General features: G+C 54.5%; 33 protein-coding genes and 1 tRNA gene. 33 read left to right on the top strand and 1 reads right to left on the bottom strand.

The window, feature by feature from the left end; translation table 11 throughout:
- The first annotated feature begins 64 nt into the window (after positions 1-64).
- The 31 genes from rpsJ (at position 65) to Q0P86_RS05025 (ending at position 16,786) form a co-directional block, all read left to right on the top strand.
- Positions 65-373, top strand: coding sequence for a 30S ribosomal protein S10 (gene rpsJ / locus Q0P86_RS05175; protein ID WP_072799935.1), 309 nt, complete (start codon positions 65-67; stop codon positions 371-373).
- A gap of 5 nt (positions 374-378) precedes the next feature.
- Complete coding sequence (rplC, locus tag Q0P86_RS05170; RefSeq protein WP_072980618.1) at positions 379-996, top strand: 50S ribosomal protein L3; 618 nt, start codon at positions 379-381, stop codon at positions 994-996.
- Positions 996-1,616 carry a 50S ribosomal protein L4 gene (rplD, locus tag Q0P86_RS05165; protein WP_072980620.1) on the top strand — a complete coding sequence of 207 codons (621 nt, stop codon included), beginning with the start codon at positions 996-998 and terminating at the stop codon, positions 1,614-1,616. The genes rplC and rplD overlap by 1 nt, the downstream gene beginning before the upstream one ends.
- On the top strand, positions 1,616-1,924 hold the full coding sequence (rplW, locus tag Q0P86_RS05160; protein WP_295037828.1) for a 50S ribosomal protein L23: 309 nt from the start codon (positions 1,616-1,618) through the stop codon (positions 1,922-1,924). Before rplD ends, rplW begins: the two co-directional genes overlap by 1 nt.
- A 2-nt stretch (positions 1,925-1,926) precedes the next feature.
- Positions 1,927-2,757 carry a 50S ribosomal protein L2 gene (gene rplB / locus Q0P86_RS05155; protein ID WP_072980624.1) on the top strand — a complete coding sequence of 277 codons (831 nt, stop codon included), beginning with the start codon at positions 1,927-1,929 and terminating at the stop codon, positions 2,755-2,757.
- A gap of 3 nt (positions 2,758-2,760) precedes the next feature.
- Complete coding sequence (rpsS, locus tag Q0P86_RS05150) at positions 2,761-3,045, top strand: 30S ribosomal protein S19 (RefSeq protein WP_072980626.1); 285 nt, start codon at positions 2,761-2,763, stop codon at positions 3,043-3,045.
- The gene (gene rplV / locus Q0P86_RS05145) at positions 3,045-3,392 is read left to right on the top strand and encodes a 50S ribosomal protein L22 (RefSeq protein ID WP_072799941.1); all 348 of its coding nucleotides are present in this window, start codon (positions 3,045-3,047) and stop codon (positions 3,390-3,392) included. The genes rpsS and rplV overlap by 1 nt, the downstream gene beginning before the upstream one ends.
- A 5-nt stretch (positions 3,393-3,397) precedes the next feature.
- Complete coding sequence (gene rpsC / locus Q0P86_RS05140) at positions 3,398-4,057, top strand: 30S ribosomal protein S3 (RefSeq protein WP_072980628.1); 660 nt, start codon at positions 3,398-3,400, stop codon at positions 4,055-4,057.
- Between the two features lie 2 nt (positions 4,058-4,059).
- Positions 4,060-4,473 carry a 50S ribosomal protein L16 gene (rplP, locus tag Q0P86_RS05135; protein WP_072980630.1) on the top strand — a complete coding sequence of 138 codons (414 nt, stop codon included), beginning with the start codon at positions 4,060-4,062 and terminating at the stop codon, positions 4,471-4,473.
- Positions 4,473-4,664, top strand: a complete 192-nt coding sequence (gene rpmC / locus Q0P86_RS05130; protein ID WP_072799944.1) for a 50S ribosomal protein L29 — start codon at positions 4,473-4,475, stop codon at positions 4,662-4,664. The genes rplP and rpmC overlap by 1 nt, the downstream gene beginning before the upstream one ends.
- Before the next feature lie 18 nt (positions 4,665-4,682).
- Positions 4,683-4,937, top strand: coding sequence for a 30S ribosomal protein S17 (gene rpsQ / locus Q0P86_RS05125; RefSeq protein WP_072980632.1), 255 nt, complete (start codon positions 4,683-4,685; stop codon positions 4,935-4,937).
- Positions 4,938-4,958: 21 nt separating this feature from the next.
- Positions 4,959-5,327: a 50S ribosomal protein L14 gene (gene rplN / locus Q0P86_RS05120; protein ID WP_072799946.1), complete on the top strand. Its 369-nt coding sequence runs from the start codon at positions 4,959-4,961 to the stop codon at positions 5,325-5,327.
- Positions 5,327-5,626: a 50S ribosomal protein L24 gene (gene rplX, locus Q0P86_RS05115; RefSeq protein ID WP_295037823.1), complete on the top strand. Its 300-nt coding sequence runs from the start codon at positions 5,327-5,329 to the stop codon at positions 5,624-5,626. The genes rplN and rplX overlap by 1 nt, the downstream gene beginning before the upstream one ends.
- A 9-nt stretch (positions 5,627-5,635) precedes the next feature.
- Positions 5,636-6,175, top strand: a complete 540-nt coding sequence (rplE, locus tag Q0P86_RS05110; protein ID WP_290996478.1) for a 50S ribosomal protein L5 — start codon at positions 5,636-5,638, stop codon at positions 6,173-6,175.
- Positions 6,176-6,184: 9 nt separating this feature from the next.
- The gene (locus tag Q0P86_RS05105) at positions 6,185-6,370 is read left to right on the top strand and encodes a type Z 30S ribosomal protein S14 (protein ID WP_072980638.1); all 186 of its coding nucleotides are present in this window, start codon (positions 6,185-6,187) and stop codon (positions 6,368-6,370) included.
- A gap of 13 nt (positions 6,371-6,383) precedes the next feature.
- Positions 6,384-6,779 carry a 30S ribosomal protein S8 gene (gene rpsH / locus Q0P86_RS05100; RefSeq protein ID WP_073057028.1) on the top strand — a complete coding sequence of 132 codons (396 nt, stop codon included), beginning with the start codon at positions 6,384-6,386 and terminating at the stop codon, positions 6,777-6,779.
- Between the two features lie 2 nt (positions 6,780-6,781).
- Complete coding sequence (gene rplF, locus Q0P86_RS05095) at positions 6,782-7,321, top strand: 50S ribosomal protein L6 (protein ID WP_290996511.1); 540 nt, start codon at positions 6,782-6,784, stop codon at positions 7,319-7,321.
- A gap of 9 nt (positions 7,322-7,330) precedes the next feature.
- Positions 7,331-7,702, top strand: coding sequence for a 50S ribosomal protein L18 (gene rplR, locus Q0P86_RS05090; protein ID WP_072980642.1), 372 nt, complete (start codon positions 7,331-7,333; stop codon positions 7,700-7,702).
- 11 nt (positions 7,703-7,713) lie between these two features.
- Positions 7,714-8,196: a 30S ribosomal protein S5 gene (rpsE, locus tag Q0P86_RS05085; protein WP_072799952.1), complete on the top strand. Its 483-nt coding sequence runs from the start codon at positions 7,714-7,716 to the stop codon at positions 8,194-8,196.
- Between the two features lie 13 nt (positions 8,197-8,209).
- A complete protein-coding gene (gene rpmD, locus Q0P86_RS05080; RefSeq protein WP_072799953.1) occupies positions 8,210-8,389 on the top strand; it encodes a 50S ribosomal protein L30 in 180 nt (59 codons plus the stop codon).
- A gap of 1 nt (position 8,390) precedes the next feature.
- Complete coding sequence (gene rplO, locus Q0P86_RS05075; protein ID WP_290996481.1) at positions 8,391-8,831, top strand: 50S ribosomal protein L15; 441 nt, start codon at positions 8,391-8,393, stop codon at positions 8,829-8,831.
- Positions 8,831-10,192 (top strand): preprotein translocase subunit SecY, encoded by a 1,362-nt coding sequence (secY, locus tag Q0P86_RS05070; RefSeq protein WP_072980646.1) that lies wholly within the window; start codon positions 8,831-8,833, stop codon positions 10,190-10,192. Before rplO ends, secY begins: the two co-directional genes overlap by 1 nt.
- Positions 10,192-10,410, top strand: coding sequence for a translation initiation factor IF-1 (infA, locus tag Q0P86_RS05065; protein WP_014546098.1), 219 nt, complete (start codon positions 10,192-10,194; stop codon positions 10,408-10,410). Before secY ends, infA begins: the two co-directional genes overlap by 1 nt.
- A gap of 28 nt (positions 10,411-10,438) precedes the next feature.
- On the top strand, positions 10,439-10,555 hold the full coding sequence (gene rpmJ, locus Q0P86_RS05060; protein WP_014546097.1) for a 50S ribosomal protein L36: 117 nt from the start codon (positions 10,439-10,441) through the stop codon (positions 10,553-10,555).
- A 9-nt stretch (positions 10,556-10,564) separates the two neighbouring features.
- Positions 10,565-10,933, top strand: a complete 369-nt coding sequence (gene rpsM / locus Q0P86_RS05055) for a 30S ribosomal protein S13 (protein ID WP_073057038.1) — start codon at positions 10,565-10,567, stop codon at positions 10,931-10,933.
- Positions 10,934-10,944: 11 nt separating this feature from the next.
- The gene (gene rpsK, locus Q0P86_RS05050; protein ID WP_083564584.1) at positions 10,945-11,385 is read left to right on the top strand and encodes a 30S ribosomal protein S11; all 441 of its coding nucleotides are present in this window, start codon (positions 10,945-10,947) and stop codon (positions 11,383-11,385) included.
- 18 nt (positions 11,386-11,403) lie between these two features.
- A complete protein-coding gene (locus tag Q0P86_RS05045) occupies positions 11,404-12,378 on the top strand; it encodes a DNA-directed RNA polymerase subunit alpha (protein ID WP_072980648.1) in 975 nt (324 codons plus the stop codon).
- 2 nt (positions 12,379-12,380) lie between these two features.
- On the top strand, positions 12,381-12,845 hold the full coding sequence (gene rplQ / locus Q0P86_RS05040) for a 50S ribosomal protein L17 (protein WP_072980650.1): 465 nt from the start codon (positions 12,381-12,383) through the stop codon (positions 12,843-12,845).
- Positions 12,846-13,039: 194 nt separating this feature from the next.
- Complete coding sequence (locus Q0P86_RS05035; protein WP_294112050.1) at positions 13,040-14,215, top strand: polysaccharide biosynthesis/export family protein; 1,176 nt, start codon at positions 13,040-13,042, stop codon at positions 14,213-14,215.
- 6 nt (positions 14,216-14,221) lie between these two features.
- Positions 14,222-15,427 (top strand): lipopolysaccharide biosynthesis protein, encoded by a 1,206-nt coding sequence (locus Q0P86_RS05030; RefSeq protein WP_290996484.1) that lies wholly within the window; start codon positions 14,222-14,224, stop codon positions 15,425-15,427.
- 3 nt (positions 15,428-15,430) lie between these two features.
- On the top strand, positions 15,431-16,786 hold the full coding sequence (locus Q0P86_RS05025) for an O-antigen polymerase (RefSeq protein ID WP_291025615.1): 1,356 nt from the start codon (positions 15,431-15,433) through the stop codon (positions 16,784-16,786).
- Here Q0P86_RS05025 and Q0P86_RS05020 read toward each other — a convergent pair.
- On the bottom strand, positions 16,709-17,941 hold the full coding sequence (locus tag Q0P86_RS05020) for an oligosaccharide flippase family protein (protein ID WP_295037817.1): 1,233 nt from the start codon (positions 17,939-17,941) through the stop codon (positions 16,709-16,711). The genes Q0P86_RS05025 and Q0P86_RS05020 overlap by 78 nt on opposite strands.
- A 66-nt stretch (positions 17,942-18,007) precedes the next feature.
- On the opposite strand from Q0P86_RS05020, the gene Q0P86_RS05015 reads away from it, so the two are divergent.
- Both Q0P86_RS05015 and tig read left to right on the top strand, forming a co-directional pair.
- A tRNA-Leu gene (locus Q0P86_RS05015) sits at positions 18,008-18,087 on the top strand.
- 41 nt (positions 18,088-18,128) lie between these two features.
- Positions 18,129-19,388, top strand: coding sequence for a trigger factor (gene tig, locus Q0P86_RS05010; protein ID WP_295037815.1), 1,260 nt, complete (start codon positions 18,129-18,131; stop codon positions 19,386-19,388).
- Position 19,389: the final 1 nt, after the last annotated feature.

Genomic DNA, 19,389 nt, shown 5'->3' with positions numbered 1-19,389 from the left:
CCGCGAAGGTGGCCGTACCGTTGGCGCTGGCTCCGTAACCGAAATCATCAAGTAAGGAATTATCATGGCTGGTGAACGCATTCGTATTCGCTTGAAGAGCTTCGACCATCGTATGATCGACCGCTCCGCTCAAGACATCGTGAATACAGCTAAGAACACTGGGGCACGCATTGCCGGCCCCATCCCTCTTCCGACGAAGATCCAGAAGTATACGGTGATTCGCTCTCCGCATATCAACAAGACTTCCCGTGAACAGTTCGAATCCCGTACGCACAAGCGTCTGATCGACATCCTTGATGCTACGCCGCAGACTGTAGATTCCCTCATGAAACTTGACTTGCCGGCAGGCGTTGAAGTCGAAATTAAGGTTTAATAACAATGAACGGTATTCTCGCAAAGAAATTGGGAATGACCCAAGTGTTCACGGAACAGGGCGAACGCGTCCCTGTAACGGTTCTCGAAGCCGGTCCGTGCGTGGTCGTTTGCCATAAGACAGAAGAGAAGGACGGCTACACTGCTGTCCAGATCGGCTTTGGTCTCAAGAAAGAACAGCGCGCCAACAAGGCAGAAATCGGCCACTTCAAGAAGGCTGATGTCGCTGTTCGTGAACACCTCGCTGAATTCGATGTCGCTGATCTCGAAGCCTGGCCGGTTGGCAAGGAATTCGGTGCAGCCGACTTCGCCGATGTGAAGATGGTGAATGTCTCGGGCCTTTCCAAGGGTCACGGCTTCTCCGGTACCATCAAGCGCCATAACTTCCACAGCGGTCCTCGTTCTCACGGTACGCACAACATGCGCGAACCGGGTGGTACGTCCGCTCACTCTTATCCGGGCCGCGTTTTCCCGGGCAAGCGTATGGCCGGTCAGTTCGGTAACAAGAAAGTGACCGTGAAGCACCTCCAGGTCGTCAAGGTTGACGGCGACCGCAACTTGATCTTTGTCCGCGGTGCAGTTCCCGGTGCAAAGAACAGCATCATCGTGGTGAGGAAAGACTAATGGCTACAGCAAAGCTTTTCGCCGCTACTGGCGATTTCAAGAATGATATTCAGCTCCCGGCCATGTTCGATCAGGAAGTCAACAAGGTCTGCATGTACTTGCATATCAAGGCTATTCTGAACAACAACCGTCAGGGCACTGCCCAGACCAAGAACAAGTCCGCCGTTAGCGGTGGTGGTCAGAAGCCCTGGAAGCAGAAGGGTACCGGCCGCGCTCGTTCCGGTCAGAACACCTCTGCAGTGTGGGTTCGTGGTGCCAAGGCTCATGGTCCGAAGTCCCATGACTACTTTGAAAAGGTGAACAAGAAGGTCAAGAAGATCGCTTTCCGCTCTGCTCTCGCTGCTAAGGCTGCCGAAGGCAAGGTGCAGGTGTTCGAAGCTCTCGCTTTCGACGCCCCGAAGACCAAGGATCTCCTCGCCGTCCTTTCTAAGGCCGGTCTCGAACAGCGCAACGCTCTCTTCCTCGTGAGCGAAGCTGACAAGAACCTTTACCTGTCTTCTAACAACATTCCTTGGTGCCGTTGCGCCCGCGTTGCCGATGTCAATACTTACGACATCGTTCGCGCCAACAACGTCGTCATCTCCCAGGCAGCTCTCGCCGAACTGGAAGGAGGCCGCTAATGAGTGAACTTCACGAAATCCTCGTTGCACCGCACATTACCGAAGAGACCATGAAGAACATGGTCAACAAGCGTAACGACGTGCACAAGTATGTTTTCAAGGTTGCCAAGACCGCAACGAAGACCGAGATCAAGGACGCCATCGAAAAGCGTTTCAATGTCAAGGTCGATTCCGTCAACACCCTTATCAACCGCGGCAAGATGAAGCGCGTTCGTATGGGCATGGTCTCCGGCAAGAAGTCCAACTGGAAGAAGGCCTACATCACGCTTAAGGCCGGGCAAAAGATTGCCGAGTTCGAAGGAGTATAATCATGGGTCTGAAGTCTTATCGCCCGCTTACCCCGACGCTGCGCTACAAGCAGATTGGTGACCGCAAGGAAATCACTGCGGACAAGCCGTACAAGCCGCTCACCGAAGGCATCAAGCGTAGCTCCGGCCGTAACAACGCCGGTGAAATCACCTCCCGCCGTCGCGGTGGTGGTCACAAGAAACTGTATCGTATCATCGACTTCAAGCGCAAGTTCGCAGGCATCCCCTGCACGGTTGAAACGATCGAATACGATCCGAACCGTTCCGCTCGTATCGCCCTGGTCAAGTACCAGAACGGCAAGCGCTGCTACATCATCGCCCCGGCCGAAATCAAGGTCGGTGACGTGCTGAATTCCGGCGAAGGTGCCGAATTCCGCGTGGGTAACGCTATTCCGCTCCGCGATATTCCGCTGAACACCATTATCCACAACATCGAAATGAAACCGGGCAAGGGTGCCCAGATCGCCCGTTCCGCCGGTGCCGGTGCAGAACTGGTTGCCAAGGACGGAAAGCTCTGCCAGGTCAAGCTCCCGAGTGGCGAAGTTCGCTACATTCCGGAAGAATGCCTCGCAGTCGTCGGTCAGGTTTCCAATATCGATCACATGAATGAATCCTCGGGTTCTGCTGGCCGCTCTCGCTGGCTCGGTATTCGCCCGTCCGTCCGTGGTGTCGTTATGAACCCGGTCGATCACCCCCTTGGTGGTGGTGAAGGTCGTACCTCTGGTGGTCGTCATCCGTGCTCTCCTTGGGGTAAGAACTCTAAGGGTGCCAAAACTCGTAACAATAAGCGTACCGATAAGTTTATCGTACGTCGTCGTCAGAAGAGGGCCTAATTCATGTCCAGATCCCTTAAAAAAGGCGCTTTCGTGGATTCCCACGTTTTGAGCAAAGCCCAGGCGATGGCCGGTTCCGACAAGAAACAGGCTATCAAGACCTGGTCCCGTCGTTCCACCATCATTCCTGATATGGTCGGACTTACGTTCTCCGTCTATAACGGCAAGCAGTTCATCCCTGTGTACGTCACCGAAAACATGGTCGGCCACAAGCTGGGTGAATTCTCCATGACCCGCACTTTCCGCGGTCACCGTAAGACTGAAACCGCCGCTGGAGGAAAGAAATAATGCAAGCTGTTGCTAAAGTGAAAAACGTCCGTTACGGCGTCCGCAAGCTCCGTCGCGTTGTCGACCTGGTTCGCGGCAAGTCCGTTGCAGAAGCATTCGCAATGCTTTCTATTCTCCACACGCAGACCAAGGGTGCCCCGCTGGTCGAAAATGCTCTGAAGTCCGCTGTCGCTAACTTCAAGCAGAAGGCCGCTGGTGCCGTTGCCGCCGAAGAACTGGTTGTCAAGACCATCACTGCCGACGGTGGTACCATTATGAAGCGTATCCACCCGCGTTCCCAGGGCCGTGCTTTCCGTATCGAAAAGCCGCTCTCTCACATCACAGTCGTTGTGGCCAACAAGGAGTAATTACAATGGGTCAGAAAACTCATCCGAATGGTCTTCGTCTTGGCGTTATCCGCGGCTGGGAATCCAAGTGGTATGCCGAAGACAAGTTTGCCGATCTTCTTTATGAAGACATCGTGCTCCGTCGCTACTTGATGAAGCGTTTCGAACATGCCTCCCTCTCCAAGGTCGGCATCGAACGTACCGTCAAGAAGGTGAACGTGAACCTCTTTACCGCCCGTCCGGGTATCGTGATCGGCCGTAAGGGCGAAGAATTGGAGAAGCTCAAGGGCGAACTCCAGTTCCTCACCGGTAAAGAAATCTATATTAACGTCCAGGAAATCAAGCGTCCCGAAACGGATGCCAAGCTGGTTGCCGAAAACATTGCACGTCAGCTCGAAAAGCGTATTTCTTTCCGTCGCGCCATGAAGCGCGCCATCCAGTCCGCTATGCGCATGGGTGTGGAAGGTATCAAGGTGCAGTGCGGTGGCCGTCTCGGTGGTGCCGAAATTGCCCGCGTCGAAAAGTATGCCGAAGGCCGCGTGCCTCTGCACACTCTCCGTGCCGACATCGACTACGCTACTGCTATCGCCAAGACCGTTTATGGTGCCATCGGTATCAAGGTCTGGATCATGCACGGCGAAAAGATTGGCAAGGACGTCATGAACGATAACAAGAGAGAGAAGTAATTATGCTGAGTCCTAAAAGAACATTACATCGTAAGCAGATGAAAGGCCGCATGAAGGGCATTGCCTCCCGCGGCAATTCCATCGCCTTCGGCGAATTCGGCATTCAGGCTCTTGAAAAGTGCTGGCTGACTGCTCGTCAGATTGAAGCCGCTCGTATCGCCATGACCCGTAAGATCAAGCGCGGTGGCCGCGTCTGGATCCGCGTCTTCCCCGACAAGCCGGTTACCCGTCACCCCGCTGAAGCCCGTATGGGTAAGGGTAAGGGCGCCGTCGAATTCTGGGCAGCCGTTATCCTCCCGGGTCGCATCATTTTCGAAATGGGTGGTGTCGAACGTGAACTGGCCATGGAAGCTCTCCATGTCGCAGCACAGAAGCTCCCCCTCAAGTGCAAAATCATCGAAGAATCGGAGATCTAATGAAGGCACGTGAATTAAAGGAACTGGGCGTTGACCAGCTCAAGGAAAAACTGGCTCAGTTGAATCTCGATTTGTTCAATTACCGTATGGCTGCCAAGCTCGGTAACTTGGAAAAACCCTCTTCGATCCGCAATACCCGCAAGGATATCGCTAGGGTCAAGACCATCCTCACCGAAAAGGCCAAGGCATAAGCCGGGCAGGAGCAGGAAATGGATAGAAACCTTCGTAAGGTAAGACAGGGTGTCGTCAGCTCTGACAAGATGGACAAGACCATCACCGTCGTAGTTGAAAACCGTAAGCGTCACCCGGTGTACAACAAGATCATGACCACCACCAAGAAGCTCAAGGCTCACGATGAAAACAACGAAGCCGGCGAAGGCGACCTGGTGGAAATCATGGAAACTCGTCCGCTCTCTGCAACGAAGCGCTGGCGCCTCGTTCGCATTGTAGCTAAGAAGAAATAATCGTTTTGGAGTAAGGCGAATATGATTCAAGAAGAAACCAGACTCGTCGTGGCCGATAACAGTGGAGCCAAGGAAGTCGCCTGCATCCGCGTTTTGGGTGGCACCAACCGTCGCTATGCCAGCATCGGTGATGTCATCAAGGTTGCCGTCAAGGACGCAATCCCCCAGAGCAAGGTGAAGAAGGGTTCCGTAGCTGACGCCGTCGTCGTTCGCACGCGCAAGGAAATCGCACGTCCCGATGGAACGTTCATCCGTTTCTCGGACAATGCCGTGGTTCTCATCAACAAGGATGGCGAACCCCGTGGAACCCGTATTTTTGGACCGGTGGCTCGTGAGCTCCGTGACAAGAAATACATGAAGATCATCTCCCTCGCACCTGAGGTTCTCTAATGGCAAACATCAAGAAGAATGATAACGTCAAGGTGATTTCCGGTGCCAACAAGGGCAAGACCGGCACCGTGATTAGTGTCAAGGATGGCAAGGTGACCGTTTCGGGCGTGAACGTCCGCAAGCGTCATGAAAAGCCGTCCCAGACCAATCAGACGGGTGGCATCATCGAAAAGGAACTGCCGATCGACATTTCCAACGTGATGCTTCTCGAAGGCAACACTCCTGTCCGTACACGTATCGTGCGCGAAGCCGGCAAGAAGGTTTCCCGCGTGAGCGTCAAGTCCGGCAAGGCTATCTAGAGGTAACACATGAACCAGATGAAGCAATTTTATCTCGAAAAAGTCGTTCCGGCCTTGCAGCAGAAGTTTGCTTACAAGAACGTGATGGAAATTCCCCGCCTCCAGAAGATCGTGCTCAACATGGGTGTCGGCGCTGCCGCCTCTAACCGCAAGATCCTGGATGAAGCCGTCGATACCCTGACCGCCATTACCGGTCAGAAGGCCGTCGTCACCAACGCCAAGAAGGCTATCGCCCAGTTCCACCTGCGCGAAGGCGTTGGCATCGGTGCCAAGGTCACCCTGCACGGCGACAACATGTGGGACTTCCTCTTCCGTCTCATCAACATCGACCTTCCGCGTGTCCGTGACTTCCGTGGTCTCGCACGCCGTGGCTTTGATGGCATGGGTAACTTCACCCTCGGCATCAAGGAACAGACCATCTTTGTTGAAATCGACATTGACAAGATTTCTCGTACTTTCGGTATGGACATCTCCTTCGTGACCTCTGCAAAGACGGACGACGAAGGCCGCGCCCTGCTTGAAGAACTTGGACTCCCCTTCAGGAAGTAAGGTAATACCATGGCAAGCAAAAGAATGATTGAAAAATGCAAGCGTACTCCGAAGTATACCGTTCGTGGGTACAACCGTTGCAAGCGTTGCGGTAGGCCGCACGCCTTTATGCGCCGCTTTGGCCTTTGCCGTATTTGCTTCCGCGAAATGGCACTCGCCGGCGAAATCCCCGGTATCACAAAGTCGTCTTGGTAAGGAGAGTATACTCATGGCAATGACAGATCCTATCGCCGATATGCTCACCCGTATCCGCAATGCCGCTTCGGCAAAGCTCCCCGTGGTGGACATTCCTGCCAGCAACTTGAAGCGTGAAATCGCTCGCGTGTTGCAGGAAAAAGGTTTCATTAAAAAGTTCGTCGTCGTCGATGACGGTAAGCAGGGCATCCTCAAGGTCCTCCTCCGCTACACGAAGGGCGAATCCGCTATCCAGGGCATCCAGCGCATTTCGTCGCCTGGTCTGCGTCACTATGTCGACGCTGCTAAGCTTCCGCGCGTCCGCAACGGCCTTGGCTATGCTATCATCTCCACATCTAAAGGCGTGATGACCGACCACGAAGCCCGCAAGGAAAACGTGGGTGGTGAAGTCATCGCAAAGGTATGGTAAAGATGTCCCGTATCGGTAAAGCTATTATCAATATCCCGGCTGGCGTGAAAGTCGCCGTCAATGGTCAGAACATCAAGGTTGAAGGTCCTCTCGGCAAGCTCGAGACCGACGTTCATGAACTGATTGCAATCAAGCTCGAAGGCAACCAGCTTTCCTTCTCTCGTCCTGACGATCAGAAGTTCTCCCGTGCCATCCACGGCACCACTCGCGCTCTCGTCGCCAACATGGTCGAAGGCGTGACCAAGGGTTTCCAGAAGACGCTCGAAATCGTGGGCGTTGGCTACCGTGTTGAACAGAAGGGCAAGGACCTCAACCTGGTTCTCGGCTTCTCTCACCCGGTCATCTTCAAGGCTCCCGAAGGTGTCGAACTCAAGGCTCTCGACCCGCTGAAGATTTCCATCAAGGGCATTGACAAGCAGAAGGTCGGCCAAGCTGCGGCAGAAATCCGCAAGTACCGCAAGCCTGAACCGTATAAGGGCAAGGGCATCAAGTACGAAGGCGAAATTGTCCGTCGTAAGCAAGGTAAGAAGACAGGTAAATAAGGGTAAACTATGACTGCAATTGCTAAGAAAAGAATCCAGTCCAGAATCGCACGCCACGAACGTGTGCGCAAGTCTGTTGTCGGAACTGCAGAATGCCCTCGTTTGGCTGTTCGCCGTTCCTTGTCCCACATGGTAGCCCAGATTATCGACGACGAAAACAACAAGTCTCTCGTCCAGCTCACCACCACCGCCAAGGAATTCCAGGCTAAGTTCGGTGAAATGACGAAGTCGGAACAGAGCAAGCAGCTCGGTCTCCAGATTGCTGAAGTCGCTAAGTCCAAGGGCATTGAATCCGTGGTCTTTGACCGCGGCGGTTACATCTATCACGGTCGCGTTCAGGCTCTCGCTGAGGGAGCTCGTGAAGGCGGACTCAAATTCTAGTGAGGTACACTTTGGAACGCGAAGCTCAAGTTTCTGAATTTGAAGACAAGGTTGTACACATCAACCGTTGCGCGAAAACCGTCAAGGGCGGTCGCCGCATGTCCTTCTCCGCTCTCGTTGTCGTCGGCAACAAGAACGGCAAGGTCGGTGTCGGTCTCGGCAAGGCTAAGGAAGTTTCCGAAGCCATCCGTAAGGGTACCGAAGCCGCTCAGCGCAACATTGTTGAAGTGCAGCTCCTCGACGGCACCATCCCCCACGACATCGAAGTCAAGAGCGGCGCTACCCGCATCCTCTTGATGCCTGCTGCCCCGGGTACTGGTGTTATCGCCGGTGCCGCTGCCCGTGCCGTTCTCGAACTGGCCGGTGTGCGCAACATCCTCACCAAGATTCACGGTTCTTCCAACCCGAGCACTGTCGTGAGCGCCTGCCTCGAAGGTCTCTTGGCTCAGAAGAACAAACAGGACTGCGCCGCTCTCCGCGGTGCCAATGCCTAAGGAGTAATACACGATGAAGAAAGTTCGTATTACTTTGATTAAGGGTACTGTCCGTCGTCTCCCGATGCACCGCGCTAACGTGGCTGCTCTCGGCCTCCGCAAGATCGGACAGTCTGTTGAACACGTTTTGACCCCCAGCATCCAGGGCATGATCAATGCCGTGGCTGACATGGTGAAGGTCGAGGAGATCTAAGATGGAACTCAATACTCTCAATCCTGGCAAGGCTGCCAAGGGCAAGAGCCGCAAGCGCATTGGTCGCGGTCCGGGTTCCGGTTGGGGCACCACCGCTGGCCGTGGTCAGAAGGGTGCCGGCGCTCGTAAGAGTGCACAGGCCGGTCGTGTCGCTTTCGAAGGCGGCCAGATGCCGATCCACCGTCGCATCCCGAAGCGTGGCTTCAAGCACGCCGGTGTTGAATTCCAGATCGTTAACCTCAAGAAGCTCGCTTCTTGCAGCGTGACGGACTTCGACGCCCAGGCTCTGTTTGACCAGGGTTTCATCAAGAACATCGAACTGCCGGTCAAGGTTCTCGCTTTTGGTACCATCGACAAGGCAATCAATGTAAAGGTTAACGCCATCAGCGAAAAGGCCAAGGCCATGATCGAAGCTGCTGGCGGCAAAGTCGAGATCGTCTAATGGAAGCTCTCAAGAAAGCTATCGATGCGTTCGCCAATGCGTTCAAGATCGAGGACCTGCGTAAAAAGCTCCTTTTTACGCTCGGTGTTCTGATCATCTATCGCCTTGGCGCTCACATCACCATCCCCGGAGTGAATTCTGCCGTTCTGGCGGAGTTCTTCCGTAACTCGAATAATTTGTTCGGCCTGTATGACTCCTTCACGGGCGGTGCGTTCGCCAAGGCGACCATCTTTGCCCTGGGTATCATGCCGTACATCAGCGCGAGCATCATCATCCAGTTGATGGGCTCCGTGATTCCCGCTATCCAGATGCTTCAGAAGGAAGGTCAGGAAGGGCGCGCTAGGCTGAACCAATATACCCGTTACTTTACGGTAGCACTCGCTGCCTTGCAGGGATGGGGCATTTCTGTGTGGCTTTCGTCCCTTAAGGTGACAACCGCTACCGGTGCCGGAGTGTCTGTCTTGGCTGATGACTTCTCCTCTGGTGCCGGAAACATCGGTTTCCGCTTACTAGCTACCCTGACCTTCACCGCTGGTACGATCTTCGTGATGTACCTGGGCGAGCAGATTACCTCGCACGGTGTGGGTAACGGTATTTCTCTTATCATCTTCGCCGGTATCGTCGGCGGCCTTCCGCGGGCTGCCCTTGCAGAATTTGAAATGTTTAAGGAAGATATCCAGCCTCTCGCCATCGAGATCTTCATTCTCGCTGTCGTCGTGCTGATTATCGGCTTTATCGTATTCGTCGAGCAAGCGAACCGTCGCATTCCACTCCAAAGTCCTCGCAGGACGGTCGGCTCCAAGGTCGTGGGCGGTCAGTCCAGCTATCTGCCTTTCAAGGTGAATACCGCTGGCGTGATTCCCGTGATCTTCGCAAGTTGCATCATGTTCATTCCGGCCATGATCGCTTCCTGGTTCCCGAACGTTTCCGCGATGCAGTCCTTTGCGGCTGCGTTCATCCCGGGTCATATTACCTACAGTGTGATCTTCGCTCTCCTGATTATATTCTTCACCTACTTCTACACGGCAATCCAGTACAACCCTAACGACATTGCCGAAAACCTCAAGAGAAGTGGTGGATTTATACCGGGAATCCGTCCGGGTAACGAAACTGCAAGGTACATAGACCACGTTCTCACGAGAATTTCTTTGCCTGGATCGCTTTTCCTCGCTTTAATCAGCGTTGGTCCGCTCCATCTCAAAGACGCACTCAATATGAGTTTCTATATTGGGGGCACCTCGGTACTTATCGTGGTCGGTGTGGCACTGGATACGCTCCGTCAACTCGAAGCCCAGTTGCATACCAAGAATTATGAAGGTTTCCTCAAGCATGGCCGCATTCGCGGCAGGATGGCGTCCTAGTGGCTAAAGAAGAAGGAATACAAGTAGAAGGTGTTGTGTTGGAAGCTCTTCCCAACGCCTTCTTCCGTGTCCAGCTTGGAAATGGCCACGAGATTCTCGCTCATGTTTCAGGAAAAATGCGTCGGCATTTCATTCGAATTTTGCCGGACGACAAAGTGTTGGTAGAGATTTCCCCCTACGACCTCAATCGTGGGCGAATCACATACCGTTACAAGTAATAGGTATTTTCAAAGAAAGGTCAAACCTATGAAAATCAAAGCCTCCATCAAACCCAGATGTGAAAACTGCAAGATCATCCGCCGCAAGGGTGTATTGCGCATCATCTGTTCGAAGAACCCCCGTCACAAGCAGAAGCAGGGATAAGGAGATCGTATGGCACGTATCGCTGGTGTCGATTTACCGAAAAACAAGACCGTCGAGTACGGTCTGACGGCAATCTATGGTGTCGGTCTGTTCACCGCTAACAAGGTCTGTGCTCAGCTGGGCATCGACAAGAACAAGAAGTGTGACGACCTGACTGAAGAAGAACAAGGTAAGATTCGCCATCTCCTCGAAGACGAATACTCCGTGGAAGGTCAGCTCCGCGCAGAAATTACCTTGAACATTAAGCGTCTGCAGGATATTGGCTGCTATCGTGGCCTCCGCCACCGCAAGGGCCTTCCGGTCCGCGGTCAGCGCTCCCGTACCAATGCCCGCACTCGTAAGGGCCCCAAGAAGACTGTGGCTAACAAGAAGAAGTAAGGAGATTCATCGTGGCTGAAGAAGAAATTAAGGAAACTGCTGCCGCTGCCGAAGCTCCGGTCGCTGCTGCTACAGAAGAAAAGGTCAAGAAGGGCAAGAAGCGTATTGACATCCAGGGCATCGCCTGCGTGTTCGCTTCCTTCAACAATACAATCGTTTCTATCACCGATGCTCGCGGCAACGTGGTCGCTTGGGGCTCTCCGGGTAACTCCGGTTTCAAGGGCTCTCGCAAGAGCACTCCGTTCGCTGCCCAGCTCGCCGCTGAAGTCGCTGCCCACAAGGCTTTCGACCTCGGTATGCGCAAGGTAGATGTCCGCGTCAAGGGCGCAGGTGGCGGTCGTGAATCCGCTGTCCGTGCTATCAAGAATGCGGGCCTCGAAGTTCTCTCTATTCGAGACGTGACGGGCGTTCCGCACAATGGTTGCCGTCCTAAAAAGAAGAGAAGAGTCTAATTAAAAGAGGTATCGCCAATGATGTGGAAATCACTTCAGATGCCGCGCAGCTTCCAGAAAGTGGAAACCGGCGAAGACGGTCGCTACGCCAAGTTTGTCGTAGAGGCTTTGGAACGTGGCTGGGGTATTACCCTCGGTAACGCCCTCCGTCGCTCGCTCCTTTCCTCTCTGCAGGGTGCGGCTATTGTCTCCGTGAAAATTGAAGGCGTCGATAAGGAATTTTCGACGATTCCGGGTGTGAAGGAAGATGTCACCGACATCATCCTGAATCTCAAGAGCATCCGCGTGAAGCTCCTGTCCGACCACGACGAAACCCTCCGCCTGGACATGTCCGGCGAAGGCGAAGTCACGGCCAAGGACTTCATGGACAATCCGAATGTCGCCATCTTGACTCCGGACGTCCATATCGCTACTTTGAACGGTAACGCATCGCTCTCCCTGGAAGTGAAGATTTCCAGCGGTCGCGGCTACGTCACTGCCGACGAATTGAAGGACAAGGACGCTCCGATCGGCGTGATCGCCATGGACGCCAACTTCAACCCGGTGCAGAAAGTCGCGATGCACATCAGCGATACCCGCGTTGGCCAGAAGACGGACTACAACCGTCTGGAACTGGAAATCACGACTGACGGTTCCATCGATCCGGAAGACGCTCTTGCATACGCTGCAAAGCTCCTCATGGACCACCTGGAAATCTTCATCAACTTCGAAGGCGATCTCGAAAGCCCTGAAGAACTTGAAATGGATGAAGAACGTCAGCGTATCGCCCAGCTCCTGCGCACCCGCGTGGACGATCTGGAACTCTCCGTTCGCTCCAGCAACTGCCTCCGTATGGCTAACATCCATACGATTGGCGAACTTGTGCGCAACAAGGAAAACGATATGCTTAAATACAAGAACTTCGGTCGGAAGTCCTTGGTGGAACTTAACGAGGTGTTGACCTCCATGGGCCTTTCCTTTGGCATGGACGTCGATGACTACTTGAAGGATTAAACATGAGACACGGTGTAAAAAACAAGAAATTGGGCGTGAATGCCCAGCACAAGCGTGCCATCCTCCGCGCTCTTACCACTTCTATTCTTGAGAAGGGCATGGAAGCCGAGCAGAGCAACCGCTACGTGCGCACTACTCTCCACAAGGCTAAGCTCGTCCGCAGCTGCGTGGATCGCATGATCACTTATGCAAAGAAGGGTGACCTCTCTGCACGTCGTGAAGCTTCCCGCTTCGTGATGAGCCCGAAGGCCGTGCAGGACCTGTTCGCAACGATCGGTCCTCGCTATGCTGGCCGTAACGGCGGCTACACCCGTATCATCAAGCTCGGCCCGAACCGCGCTGGTGACGCTTCCGAAATGGCTCTCGTCGGTCTCGTCGAAGACGAAATCGTCGTGAAGGCCAAGAAGGCTGCCGAACCTGCCAAGTCCGAAGCCGTGAGCATGGTCGAAGGCGAAAGCAAGGCATAATTGATCTTTGCAAAAAGATTGAAAACAGGGACCGGTATGATTCGGTCCCCGTTTTTTTTTGAGGAGATCTGGGTTGATGATTTCTTTCCTGCCTGGATATGCGTTTGTTGCGTTCCGTGTTGGCATGGATTTGGCAGTTTCGTTTGTGCTTTCGAAGATTCCTTTCGTTAGGAAATTTTGTATTTTATAGAAACATGCGTTATTTTGTCTTATTTATAGCTTTTCTGTGCGTATCGGCTTTTGCGGACGATGATTTATTTCAGTCGTCGGGTGCTTTTCCCGCGAAGAAGGACGGTGTCTTGTCGCGTAGCAGCGCGGCCCTGCAGCCGTCCTTTTCGGAAGTTCCCGTGGACTCCACCTACATTCTCGGACCAGGCGACTTTCTGGACCTGATGCTCGAGGACAACTACTTGTCGCTGCAGGTGTACCCGGACGGCTCCGTGGCCATCGAGGAATGCGGTGCCGTGGTGGTGGGCGGGCATACTCTTGCCGAGGCGCGCGAGCTGATTCTGGATCTTGCGGCCAAGCGCTACAAGCGCGAACAGTGCTTTGTGCAGCTCGCGGCGCTCAAGAAGTTCAAGGTGAATGCGATGGGCGCCATCTCCATGGTGGGCCAGCAGCTGGTGGAACCGCAGACGCGCCTGAGCTATTTCCTGCGCCAGGTGGGCGGTCTCCTTCCGACGGCCAACAACGAGAACATCATGGTCATCCGTGACAACGACACCCTGCATATCGACTACAGCGCCATGTACATGAAGGGAAATTTCGAGGACGACATCATGCTCAAGCAGGGCGACAAGGTTTTCGTCCCGTTCGTGGAAATTAGCGACAACGTGTCCCTGTTGTTCCCGGGCTACAGGACGAGCGTCGCCTACCAGGAAGGCCGCACCCTGCAGGAATACTTTGACCTCGCGGGCGGTGCCCGTATGCAGAACTATGGCTACAAGGCCGTGTGCGTCCGCGAACCGGGGCAGGCTCCCCGCTGGATTACGATTTCCGAGATGAAGCAGACGAAGGTTGCCCCCAATACGGAAGTCGAGTTCACGGTGCAGGACATGCTCGTGTACGTGGGCGGTGCCGTCAACTATATCGGGCGCCATCCGTACGACCCCTCGTGGCACGCTATCGACTACGTGGCCGCATCGGGAATCAACACGATTTCGGGATCCTGGAACCAGATCAAGGTCTGGCGCGGCAAGAACCCCGAGGCGCTCAAGCTGAGCGTGACCGAGGACCAGATTATGCCGGGAGACTATATCGAGGTTCCCAAGAGCCATTACGAATCGTTCAAGGATTTCACCTTGTTCCTCGCGTCGCTCCTGACCGTGATTTCCTCGGCGTTCATCATTTACGTAAACTACAACAACTAGCGTTTTATGGAAAGACAATCCTCCATCGGCTTGATTGAAATCCTTTTGAAGGCGATCAATGGCGACCTGAAGCACTTCAAGTTGTTTTCGGCCATAGTCCTGTTGCCTACGCTTGCCGTTTTTGTGGCGGTCATGTGGGTGATCAAGCCCATGTACGCGGCGACCGCGGTCGTGACGCCTCCGCCTGTCTCGCAGGCATCGCTGAGCGGCCTCAGTTCCATGATGGGCGGGATGTCCGGGATGAGTTCCCTGCTCGGGTTGACCTCGAGCGACGAGGACGCCAACGCGGTTTCCACGATTTTCAATTCCTGGGAACTCCATGACCAGGTCATCCGCGAGTTCAACCTGGCGGAGCATTACGAGTTCGACGGAAGGTTCCATGCCGATCTTCTTAAAAAGTTCCGCAAGCACTTTGGTGTCGAAATGAACAAGGACGACATGTTCGCGGTTTCGATGGAGGACGAGGATTACAAGCTTGCCGCAAGGATGGTCTCGTTCATGCTCGAAAAGGCGGACTCCGCGTTCAACGCGTTCAAGACGGCGCAGGCGAAGCAGTCCAGGGAATATTTCCAGTCGAGGCTCGACAGCTGCGAACACGCGCTGGATTCGCTCCTCGAGGATTTCGTGAAGTTCCAGGTGGATAACGATTTCTACGATCCCGAGATACAGCTCGAATCGACGCTCAAGTACATGAGCTCTTTGCAGGCGAAGCGCGAGGAAGTGGCGATGGAGCTCGCCTTCGAGAAGGCGGACCGCGGCACGGGCAGCAAGCGTTACGACGAACTCAGCAAGCGCTACAGCAGCGTGAATACCGCGTTGCATGGCGCCCTGAACGGCAAGAACCGCAACATGGGCATGGTCGCCCTCAAGAAGTCTCCGGGACTCGGCCTCGAGTACATGCGCCGCGAGAACGAGATCCGCGTGCAGGAGGCGATGTACAAGCTGCTCCGACAGCAGAGTGAGCAGTTGAAGCTTGAAGAGGCGAAGATGCTGACGAACCTCCACATCCTGGAGGCTCCCTGGGAAAACGACAAGAAGATCTACCCGCTCCGTGGCGTGACGCTCGTCTTCACCTTTGCCGTCGCCGTGCTCCTGGGAACGATCCTTTGCAACCTGCTCGTCTACTTCGAGGAGGAAGAGCGCAAGGGTTCCGATGTCGCCCGCGAATGGATCGCCTTCAAGGGATTTTTCCGCAGGAAATCCAAGGGATAGTTGATGTTCTCCTGGGTAACGGAATATCCGGAGTCGATATTCGCCTTTGCGCTGTCCCTTTTTTGTCTGGTGCAGGCGGTCTGGCTCAAGAAGGATTTCTTCAGCCCCATTACCGTCTATGTCTTTTCGCAGAGCATCACTCTCGGGATTGCATACCTGCGTCTCGACGAGGCGATGTCGGATTTCAAGCCCAAGACCTGGATGATCTGGATTCTCGGGATGCTTTCCTTCTGTACGGGGAGTTTCCTGGTGAAGCTAATCGCCAAGTCGAAACGGGTTCCCTGCGATATCGCCCCGCCCTCGCCGCCGAGGAACTACAACTGGCGTCTGCACCTGGTGTTCTCGTTTGTGGCCTTTGCCGCTTTTGCCGTCGGTGTTTTCGGCGTGGTGCAGATGGCCGGGAACCTGCTTATCTTTACGGACGATCCGGCCAAGTGGATGTCGAAGGACATCAACTACGGTTATTATGCGTTGCTGGTCAGTAGCGGTCCGCTGTCGGTTTTGCTTTTTTCCGTAGCCGCCTTCAAAAAGTTCAATGACGACCGTGCGGTTCGGGTTGTATCGAAGTTCATGGTTCTCTTTACGATAACGCTGAATCTCTTTGCCTATCCCAACAGAACGTCGCTTTTTTTCAGTGTGGGATTTCTGATTATCCTGGCGAATTACATGTATAAGCGGATATCCCCGGTGATAATCAGCATTTTTCTTGTTCTTGCCGTTGCGGTTTTCGTGGGGATCAGTAGTCTGCGTGCGCAGTATGGCGGCAGCGATGTGCAGGGCAAGGCCATGGACGTGGTGATGAAGCTTCCGTACATTTACGTGGCGAACAATTACTGGAACCTGGATTATGCGGTCAATTCTCCGACGGACAGGGAAATCCATCCGCATACTTACGGCATAGATTTCTTTCATGGTATTTTTGAATATGCCCGTATCAGTGGCAGTTTCAGGCAGAGCTTCCGTTGGGACGATGCGTTCAACGAGCGCATCCAGAAGGTGTACGGTTTCAATTCGGTGAGTTACCTCTGGGATGTCTACAAGGACTTCCACATGCTTGGGGTGTTCTTCCTTCCGTTGCTGTGCGGCATGGGGCTTACCCTTTTGTATCTCAAGCTGTGCGGGCCGTATTCGCCAAGGCAGGTGGCGCTCTATTCGTTCTTCATTTACTTTGTCGGCTGGTGGTTCTTTACGTCGGGCTACAAGCAGGGCATCTATTGTATCTGGGGAATGCTCGTGTTTGCCGTGACGACGGCCTGCGCCTGGAAATTGCCGAAGGGGCGTTTACCAGCGGATACGCCTGTTTCGGATAAAGTATGCGGCGAGCTGCAGGCTGAGCAACAGGTCGCCGGTGAGCGTTAGCGCCGGGAGATAGGTGGACGGGAGCCTGCTTGCTCCGGTGATGCAGACGGCGATGTTCAGGAGCCCGCCTGCGGTAATCATGGCGCCGTAGAGCCAGGTGCGTTTTTCCTTTAGAAGTGTCGAAATCATGCCCATGCGGGTGGCCTGCAGGATAAGCGAGCAGGCGAGGATCCGCAGGCAGTGACAGCTGGTCTCGAGAACGTCGGGAGTCCAGGGCGCCGCAAAGAAGACGATGCGGAGCGTGTACTGCGGGAAAAGCCAGAAGGGGGTCGTTACCGCGACGATGAACAGCGTGAAGGTGGCCTGGTCGCGCAGGTGGAGCATGCGGCTGTCGGTCTGGTGCAGCGTGATCAGGCTCGACGAGATGAAGTGTACCATGAGTCCCGAGGCGAGGAGGACCAGCTTGTGCGAGAAGTTGTAGGCGCCCAGGAATTCGGGGGTGGAGAAGTGGGCGACCGTGTAGAGGCCCACGGGCAGGTAGGCGAAGCTCGCGAGGCTCGACAGCGCGTAGGGGCACGCTGCCTTGAACATGAGCTTGAAGAAGCGCAAGGTGTGCTGGCCCACCTGCAGCACCTTCAGGCTGAAGGCCTGGCCGACACCGAAACCGAACGCGGGGAGTGCCGCGACGATCATGGCGCCCGCGATGGAGGGGATGGTGTCGAACTTGAAGACGCACAGGGCGACACCCATGACGGTGCAGTACGAAACCGTATGGAGTATTTTGGAGAGCAGGAGCTTTTTCCAGAACTGGCCGCAGATAAAGAACCAGTCGAAGAAGGCGTGCTGGAACAGGAGCCCGAGCGCAAGGATCAGTTCCCCCTCGAAGATGTCGCTGCCCCTGCGGACGGTGCACGCGAAAACTGCCATCGCCAGTGCGGCAACGGCGGTCATGGAGAGTCTGAGCTGCAGGACGTTTCTGAAGAGCGGTCCCTGGGTGGCGCGTTTCCCGAAAAAGGCGAGAATCAGCATCGCCATGCCGAAATCGGCGATGGCGCAGAAGATAGTGTAGTCGCTCTGTAAAATTCCGAACGATCCGAATTTGACAATTCCGAGATTATTGGCGATAATATTCTGTACAAGGACGGACACCCCCTGGATGAGGATGTTGACCAGAGAAATGAAAACACCGATTTTAATGTTCCTGAGCGCTTGCAACGTGCCATAAAATAGATGTTTCCGCTGTGCATGTCTTCGAGATTTTGTATCTTTGGGTGCAAAATCGCGAGAGTGGCGGAATTGGCAGACGCACCAGACTTAGGATCTGGCACTTCGGTGTGAGGGTTCGACTCCCTCCTCTCGCATGTTTTTCATTACTCTTTTCAACCGACTCTCGGAGTTCATCATGAGCGTAGAAATCAAAGAAACAAGCGCAACCGTGCGCACCCTTGAAATCACCATCCCGCAGGCGGACCTCACTGCCCCCTTCGAAAAGAAGCTGAACCAGTACAAGAAGCAGGTCACCATGAAGGGTTTCCGTCAGGGTATGGTGCCGAAGGCAATGGTCCTCAAGCAGTTTGGCGGTGCCATCCGTCAGGAAGCCGTGGATGAAGTCGTGAACAAGCTCGTTCAGGAAGCGCTCAAGAACGCCAACATCATTCCGGTGGGCCAGATGAAGGTCGTGGATTTCAAGGACGACAAGGAAAACGACATCGCACTGAAGGTCGAAGTCGAAATGGATCCGGAAATCGACATCAAGGGTTACGCTGACACGGGTATCACCGTTCCGGAAACCGCCGTCCACGAAGAAGAAGTCAAGGAAGAATACGACCGCCTGATCCAGATGTGGAGCAAGGACGAACATGTGGACCGTGCCGCCAAGAAGGGCGACGTGGTCGTGGGTAACTACCTCGAAGTGGTAATCGACGGTGAAAAGCAGGAACTCCCGGAAAACAAGGAATTCCGCAGCCTGCTCGGCCAGTCCGCTTCTCCGGGATTCGACGAAGGCCTCACCGGTGCATCTGCCGGCGAAACCAAGGAAATCGACTTCAAGTACCCGGATGACCACAAGGACGAACGCTACCGCGGCAAGACCGCCCAGTTCAAGGTGGAGGTGACCGACGTGCGTGAAATCGTTCCGCCGACCATGGACGAAGAATTCTGCAAGCAGATCGGCGTGAAGGACGTCGAAGAACTCAAGCAGAACCTCGCCGAAGGTCTCGCTAGCCAGAAGCAGGACTCCGCGAAGAACAAGGCCATCAACGAAGCCCTCGACAAGATTATCGAACAGAACCCGTTCGAAGTGCCGAAGTCCCGCGTTTACGACCTCATCAAGTGGACGCTGAACCGTAACGCCCAGAGCGAACAGGACGTGGTGGAACCGACCGAAGAACAGCTGAACGGTCTCACTCCGGAAGCTATCCGCGAAATCAAGAAACATCGCATTCTCGACTTTATTGCAACAAAGGAAAAGATTCGTCCGAACCAGGCTGCCGTTGACGCCCGCCTGCAGGAAATGGCGAAGGCCTACCATGTGGATTTCGAAACACTGAAGGGCCACTTCCGTCAGTCCGGCCGCATCAACCAGCTGCGTGACGAATTGCGCGTCCAGATGGCTGCCGACTTTATCGTCGGTATCCGCCCGGCCGCCGAAGAAAACAAGTAAG

It is taken from the genome of uncultured Fibrobacter sp., assembly GCF_946062555.1.
Taxonomy (GTDB): domain Bacteria; phylum Fibrobacterota; class Fibrobacteria; order Fibrobacterales; family Fibrobacteraceae; genus Fibrobacter.
Note: the sequence above shows the minus strand (reverse complement) of the source record. Positions and strands in the feature narration are given on the sequence as shown.

Coding starts and splice junctions, on each gene's coding strand:
- rpsJ (WP_072799935.1), top strand. CDS start 65: ATGGCTGGTGAACGCATTCGTATTCGCTTGAAGAGCTTCGACCATCGT.
- rplC (WP_072980618.1), top strand. CDS start 379: ATGAACGGTATTCTCGCAAAGAAATTGGGAATGACCCAAGTGTTCACG.
- rplD (WP_072980620.1), top strand. CDS start 996: ATGGCTACAGCAAAGCTTTTCGCCGCTACTGGCGATTTCAAGAATGAT.
- rplW (WP_295037828.1), top strand. CDS start 1,616: ATGAGTGAACTTCACGAAATCCTCGTTGCACCGCACATTACCGAAGAG.
- rplB (WP_072980624.1), top strand. CDS start 1,927: ATGGGTCTGAAGTCTTATCGCCCGCTTACCCCGACGCTGCGCTACAAG.
- rpsS (WP_072980626.1), top strand. CDS start 2,761: ATGTCCAGATCCCTTAAAAAAGGCGCTTTCGTGGATTCCCACGTTTTG.
- rplV (WP_072799941.1), top strand. CDS start 3,045: ATGCAAGCTGTTGCTAAAGTGAAAAACGTCCGTTACGGCGTCCGCAAG.
- rpsC (WP_072980628.1), top strand. CDS start 3,398: ATGGGTCAGAAAACTCATCCGAATGGTCTTCGTCTTGGCGTTATCCGC.
- rplP (WP_072980630.1), top strand. CDS start 4,060: ATGCTGAGTCCTAAAAGAACATTACATCGTAAGCAGATGAAAGGCCGC.
- rpmC (WP_072799944.1), top strand. CDS start 4,473: ATGAAGGCACGTGAATTAAAGGAACTGGGCGTTGACCAGCTCAAGGAA.
- rpsQ (WP_072980632.1), top strand. CDS start 4,683: ATGGATAGAAACCTTCGTAAGGTAAGACAGGGTGTCGTCAGCTCTGAC.
- rplN (WP_072799946.1), top strand. CDS start 4,959: ATGATTCAAGAAGAAACCAGACTCGTCGTGGCCGATAACAGTGGAGCC.
- rplX (WP_295037823.1), top strand. CDS start 5,327: ATGGCAAACATCAAGAAGAATGATAACGTCAAGGTGATTTCCGGTGCC.
- rplE (WP_290996478.1), top strand. CDS start 5,636: ATGAACCAGATGAAGCAATTTTATCTCGAAAAAGTCGTTCCGGCCTTG.
- Q0P86_RS05105 (WP_072980638.1), top strand. CDS start 6,185: ATGGCAAGCAAAAGAATGATTGAAAAATGCAAGCGTACTCCGAAGTAT.
- rpsH (WP_073057028.1), top strand. CDS start 6,384: ATGGCAATGACAGATCCTATCGCCGATATGCTCACCCGTATCCGCAAT.
- rplF (WP_290996511.1), top strand. CDS start 6,782: ATGTCCCGTATCGGTAAAGCTATTATCAATATCCCGGCTGGCGTGAAA.
- rplR (WP_072980642.1), top strand. CDS start 7,331: ATGACTGCAATTGCTAAGAAAAGAATCCAGTCCAGAATCGCACGCCAC.
- rpmD (WP_072799953.1), top strand. CDS start 8,210: ATGAAGAAAGTTCGTATTACTTTGATTAAGGGTACTGTCCGTCGTCTC.
- rplO (WP_290996481.1), top strand. CDS start 8,391: ATGGAACTCAATACTCTCAATCCTGGCAAGGCTGCCAAGGGCAAGAGC.
- secY (WP_072980646.1), top strand. CDS start 8,831: ATGGAAGCTCTCAAGAAAGCTATCGATGCGTTCGCCAATGCGTTCAAG.
- rpmJ (WP_014546097.1), top strand. CDS start 10,439: ATGAAAATCAAAGCCTCCATCAAACCCAGATGTGAAAACTGCAAGATC.
- rpsM (WP_073057038.1), top strand. CDS start 10,565: ATGGCACGTATCGCTGGTGTCGATTTACCGAAAAACAAGACCGTCGAG.
- Q0P86_RS05045 (WP_072980648.1), top strand. CDS start 11,404: ATGATGTGGAAATCACTTCAGATGCCGCGCAGCTTCCAGAAAGTGGAA.
- rplQ (WP_072980650.1), top strand. CDS start 12,381: ATGAGACACGGTGTAAAAAACAAGAAATTGGGCGTGAATGCCCAGCAC.
- Q0P86_RS05035 (WP_294112050.1), top strand. CDS start 13,040: ATGCGTTATTTTGTCTTATTTATAGCTTTTCTGTGCGTATCGGCTTTT.
- Q0P86_RS05030 (WP_290996484.1), top strand. CDS start 14,222: ATGGAAAGACAATCCTCCATCGGCTTGATTGAAATCCTTTTGAAGGCG.
- Q0P86_RS05025 (WP_291025615.1), top strand. CDS start 15,431: ATGTTCTCCTGGGTAACGGAATATCCGGAGTCGATATTCGCCTTTGCG.
- tig (WP_295037815.1), top strand. CDS start 18,129: ATGAGCGTAGAAATCAAAGAAACAAGCGCAACCGTGCGCACCCTTGAA.